The sequence below is a fragment of the Gemmatimonas sp. genome (assembly GCF_044345575.1).
In the GTDB taxonomy this organism is placed as follows: Bacteria; Gemmatimonadota; Gemmatimonadetes; order Gemmatimonadales; family Gemmatimonadaceae; genus Gemmatimonas.
This window is the reverse complement of record NZ_JBIJAW010000356.1, coordinates 1-3,328: the sequence shown is the minus strand read 5'-3', so window position 1 is coordinate 3,328 and position 3,328 is coordinate 1. Positions and strand designations below refer to the sequence as shown.

The 3,328-nt window shown below is 66.1% G+C and carries 4 protein-coding genes; 3 read left to right on the top strand and 1 reads right to left on the bottom strand.

Annotated elements, in window-relative coordinates:
• Both ACIQ6O_RS15065 and ACIQ6O_RS15060 read left to right on the top strand, forming a co-directional pair.
• A partial coding sequence (locus ACIQ6O_RS15065; RefSeq protein WP_396208598.1) for a type II toxin-antitoxin system VapC family toxin occupies positions 1-307 on the top strand: 307 nt, incomplete at its 5' end.
• Positions 298-1,149, top strand: a complete 852-nt coding sequence (locus tag ACIQ6O_RS15060) for a carboxypeptidase regulatory-like domain-containing protein (protein ID WP_396208597.1) — start codon at positions 298-300, stop codon at positions 1,147-1,149. The genes ACIQ6O_RS15065 and ACIQ6O_RS15060, both read left to right, overlap by 10 nt.
• A 77-nt stretch (positions 1,150-1,226) precedes the next feature.
• On the opposite strand, the gene ettA is transcribed toward ACIQ6O_RS15060, so the two are convergent.
• Positions 1,227-2,894, bottom strand: a complete 1,668-nt coding sequence (ettA, locus tag ACIQ6O_RS15055; RefSeq protein ID WP_396208596.1) for an energy-dependent translational throttle protein EttA — start codon at positions 2,892-2,894, stop codon at positions 1,227-1,229.
• Positions 2,895-3,128: 234 nt separating this feature from the next.
• On the opposite strand from ettA, the gene ACIQ6O_RS15050 reads away from it, so the two are divergent.
• Positions 3,129-3,328, top strand: a 200-nt coding sequence (locus ACIQ6O_RS15050) for a hypothetical protein (protein WP_396208595.1), incomplete at its 3' end; no start/stop codon positions are given.

Genomic DNA, 3,328 nt, shown 5'->3' with positions numbered 1-3,328 from the left:
CATCGGCGCGCCGACGGTGGTGGAAACCGGCATCGTACTCCGCGCGCGTTATGGGGCACGCGGTGATCTGGCCCTCGATGCGTTTCTGCAGCGCTTCGATGTGCGCGTGGTGCCCGTGTCGTCACGCGAGGCCACCTTCGCGCGTGAGGCCCATCGCCGCTACGGGCGCGGCGTGGGATCCCCGGCCGTGCTCAACTACGGCGACTGCCTCGCGTATGCCGTGTCCGCGTCGCTCGGCTGGCCATTGTTGTGCGTTGGCAACGACTTCGTGCAGACCGATGCGAAGGTGGTGCAGCCATGTCTTTGATTTTCTCGGCGCAGGTGCACGCTGCGCGTCACGGCGCGTCGCGCTTCCTCGTGGCCATGCTGTCGTTGGTCTTCCTCCTTGGCAGTACCGTGAGCCGCGCACCGGCGCAGGCCACCGGCATCATGCGGGGCCGCGTCGTGAACGACCGGAATGACGCACCCGTGGCCGACGTCACCGTGCGCCTCACCACACTGCAACGCACGGTGGTGACCGACTCCGCAGGACGGTTCGTCGTCCCTGATATCGGCGCCGGTCGCCATACGGTCGTGCTGAGCAAGCCCGGTTGGACGCTCCTCTCCACGTTCATGACCATCGGCGCGGGGGACAACGCCGAGTATGTCATTGGTCTGCAGCCGGCACCGGCGGAAGTGGCGGGCGTCACCGTGTCGGCGCGCGCGCCCGACCGGCGGCTGGTCACCTTCGAGGCGCACCGCCAGGCGCAGTTGGGCGGCACGTTCCTCACCGCCGATCAGCTCGCGAAACAGACGGGGCGCACGCTGGCGGATGTGTTGGCGCCGACGCTCGGCGCGGACCTCGTGCGCGGTCGCTCGGGAGCCGCCTTCTTCGCCACACGCCGAGGATACGATTCCATCAACCTGCTGCCGCGCGTGAACGCCGCCGATCGGGCGCGCGGCGCCGCGGCGGGCTTCTGCTACGCGGCGGTGGTGCTGGACGGCATCGTCGTGTACCGGGGTGAGCCCGACGAACTGCTCTTCGACCTCAATCAGCTTGCGCCCGCCTCGGTGCTCGCCGTGGAGGTGTACAACGGCGGCGCCTCCATGCCGGCCGAGTACAACGCGACGCGCAGCACCTGCGGGCTGCTTGTGATCTGGACGCGATAGACGCCGGCGCGATGTCGCGGGGCATCCCCCTGGAAGCGCGAAGGGCGACGATCTGGTGATCGTCGCCCTTCTGTCGTTTACCGCACCAACTTCTTGTACTTGATCCGGTGCGGCTGGTCCGCATCCGGCCCCTTCCGCTTCTTCAGATCCTCGATGTACGCGCCGTAGTTCCCCTCGAACCACACCACTTCGGAGTCGCCTTCGAAAGCGAGGATGTGCGTGGCCACGCGATCGAGGAACCAGCGATCGTGGGAGATGATCACCGCGCAGCCGCTGAAGTCCAGCACCGCCTCTTCCAGCGCGCGCAGCGTATCCACGTCGAGATCGTTCGTCGGTTCGTCGAGCAGCAGCAGGTTGCCGCCCTGCATCACCGTCTTCGCGAGATGTAGACGGTTGCGCTCACCACCCGACAGGTTCGCCACCAGCTTCTGCTGATCGGCGCCCTTGAAGTTGAAGCTCGCTGCGTACGCGCGTGAATTGAGCTCGCGCTTGCCCACGGGAATCGTCTCGCGTCCACCCGAGATCTCCTCCCACAGCGTGCGCTTCCCCTCCAGCGTACGCTGCTGGTCCTGGTACGAGATCGACACCGTTTCGCCGATCGTCAGCTCGCCCGCGTCGGGCTTCTCGAGGCCGTTGATCATGCGGAACAGCGTGGTCTTACCGGCACCGTTGGGGCCGATGATGCCCACGATGCCCGCGCGCGGCAAGTCGAAGTTGAGATCGTCGAACAGCAGCTTGTCGCCGTACGCCTTGCGCAGCCCCTTCGCGCGCACCACGTCGTTGCCCAGGCGCGGCGCCGGCGGGATGACGATTTCGTTGCTCATCACGCGATCGTTCTGCGCTTCGCTCGCGAGATCCTCGTACGCCTGCAGACGCGCCTTGTTCTTCGCCTGACGCGCACGCGGCGACATGCGCACCCACTCGAGCTCCTTCTGCAGCGTCTTCTGACGCGCACTCGCCTGCTTCTCTTCGAGCGCGAGCCGCTGCTGCTTCTGCTCCAGCCAGCCGCTGTAGTTCCCCTCGTACGGCACGCCCTTGCCGCGATCGAGTTCGAGAATCCACTTGGCCACGTTGTCGAGGAAGTAGCGGTCGTGCGTGATGGCCACGACGGTGCCCGCGAACTTCTCGAGGTAGTGCTCCAGCCACGCCACGCTTTCGGCGTCGAGGTGGTTGGTGGGCTCGTCGAGCAGCAGCATGTCCGGCTCTTCCAGCAGGATCTTGCACAGCGCCACGCGACGCTTCTCACCGCCCGACAGATTCGTCACCGGCCAGTCGCCCGGCGGCAACCGCAGCGCGTCCATCGCCACGTCGATCTTGTTGTCGAGATTCCAGAGGTCGTACTGGTCGATGTATTCCTGCAGCTTCCCCTGCCGATCCATCAGCTTGTCGAAGTCCGCATCGGGCTCGGCGAACTTGAGCGAGATCTCGTTGAACTCGTTCAGCGCATCGCGCTGTGCCTTCACCGCGAGCTCCACGTTGCCACGCACGTCGAGCGACCCGTCGAGCTCCGGCTCCTGCGGCAGGTACCCGATGCGCGTGCCCTTGTGGGCCCACGCCTCGCCCTGAAACTCCGTATCCACGCCCGCCATGATGCGCAGCAGCGACGACTTACCCGCGCCGTTGGGGCCGAGGACGCCGATCTTCGCGCCGGGATAGAACGAAAGCCAGATATCGTCGAGGATGATGCGCGAAGGCGGAACGACCTTGCGCAGTCCCTTCATGACGTAGATGAACTGCGGAGCCATGGAGTACGTGACAGGGGAACGGTACGGCCGCCCGACTGGCGGCCACAACACGAGGTGAAATCTAGGGAATCCCGGAAGCGCCGCGCCTTTCGGACACCGGATCGCCGAAAATCACCGATTTTCGACCAAAGGAACACCAAACCGCGGGTTTCCGCCCCGCGACCATCCCGGAAACGCGGTGACGCTGTGGACTGCCGGTCGTCGCCTGAATAGCCGATATATGAAGCTATCTCCATGTCCGTCCCTGTCGCCGCGCCGACCGCCTCGCCCGTCCTGAGCGTGCTCACGCGCCTGGCCCTCGCCATTGCGAGACGCCGGGCGTACGGCGACGTGCACCCCATGGTGCAGCAAGCCGACGAGCAGCTCACCGAGGCGCTCACGCGGCATCTCGCCAGCGAGGGGACGTTCTCGCTGGCCGTGGCGCATCGCGAATT

Coding starts and splice junctions, on each gene's coding strand:
- ACIQ6O_RS15060 (WP_396208597.1), top strand. CDS start 298: ATGTCTTTGATTTTCTCGGCGCAGGTGCACGCTGCGCGTCACGGCGCG.
- ettA (WP_396208596.1), bottom strand. CDS start 2,894: ATGGCTCCGCAGTTCATCTACGTCATGAAGGGACTGCGCAAGGTCGTT.